This window comes from Paenisporosarcina sp. P5_A11 (assembly GCF_056400705.1).
The window spans coordinates 1-1,446 of record NZ_JBFUKT010000341.1 but is presented as its reverse complement, the minus strand read 5'-3'; the positions used below and the strand labels follow the sequence as shown (position 1 = coordinate 1,446).

General features: G+C 29.3%; 1 protein-coding gene. It reads right to left on the bottom strand.

Going from position 1 to position 1,446, the window contains the following annotated elements; all coding sequences use genetic code 11:
* Positions 1-352: 352 nt before the first annotated feature.
* Complete coding sequence (locus AC1DOS_RS20095; RefSeq protein ID WP_477538905.1) at positions 353-1,099, bottom strand: IclR family transcriptional regulator; 747 nt, start codon at positions 1,097-1,099, stop codon at positions 353-355.
* Between the last annotated feature and the right edge of the window lie 347 nt (positions 1,100-1,446).

Sequence of the window (1,446 nt, the reverse complement as noted above, 5' to 3'; positions counted from 1 at the left end):
CCTAATATCAGCATTAAAATCAATGTTAAAATAAAAGCGTAAAAACCTTTTGTATTCTTCAATTTATCTACACCTCTTTTTATTTTATTGTGTTGAATTTAAATACTTTTGGTTTTATTTATTAATTAATTTATAATTCAGATAATTTAATCGATATTTTCACATCCTTTTTTATAGACTGAACGTGGCAACCCAATAAATAAAAAGAATTACAAGCCGTTCATRTCAAATATATTTCAAAGTGTATTCAATCTTTGTAATGTTACTATCCTCGTTATAATTGAGTAGAGTAGAAAAATCTTCCTACTTATTTCATATGGTGAAATTTTTGTTATATATACTAAATTATTAATTAAACCTCGATATATCCCAATTCTTGTGAAATCGATTGTGCTGTATTTATTACACTTTGAATTATCATGGAGCGATTCCTTCCTTGCATATAGGAAACAGGTCCAACTAAATTAACTGCAGCTATAGTTTTACCTGAATACGATAAAATAGGTGCAGCAATACCGTACGTACCTGTCGAATTCTCATTATTACTAACTGAATATCCAACTTTACGCACCATTTCTAAATCTCTCTCTAATTTATTAATATCAGTAATGGTATTTGGCGCTTGCATTAAAAACCCTCGGCTAATAGTTTCTTGAAGATAATTCGAATTATAAGATAGCAACACTTTTCCTGTACTTGTCGAATAAGCAGGTTTCCTTGAACCAATATAAGTGTGTATTGGTGATGCCTCTTGTGACGATACCTTCAATACAAAAACAACTTCACCTTTGTCAAACATCCCAATATGAGCTGTTCCTACAAATCTATGAATTAATTCTTTTACTAATGGTATGGCCTTATCATAAATATCCTGTTGAAACATTACGTTATTATTCCACTCTAATAATTTCCATCCTAATCGATATCTTCTATTTTGATCTCTAATTAAGACTCCCTCATTACAAAGTGTAGTAACTAAGTGATGTGTTGTTCCAGGATTCATACCAAGCTTTTTAGCAATTTCTGTATTTCCTAAAACAGGCTCTTCACTTGTGAAACAACTTATAATACTACAAGCTTTTTTAACAGATTCTATCACGATGAAATCCCCTCTTCCGCAGAATATTCAATCACAAACTGTCAATCTAAACCTAACTCCACCGGTTGTAAGCGCTTCCAAAAGTTACTGAAATATAAATTTTTTTTAATTGATTCGATGTCATATCCTGCATTTTAAAGAAATTGAAAAATCAGTAAATTAAAAGAAAGATATTTTCACAATACTTCACTTAATGGCAGTATTCAAGCTTACAATTTCATAATGTGAAATTACTTTTTTTCTTTCAAATTATTTTTGACATTTTAATCAAAAAAAATAAGGTTAATATCACATCTCTTATTTAGGCTGTGTTAAATAAAAGATGTGATATTAGGATCAAACAAAAG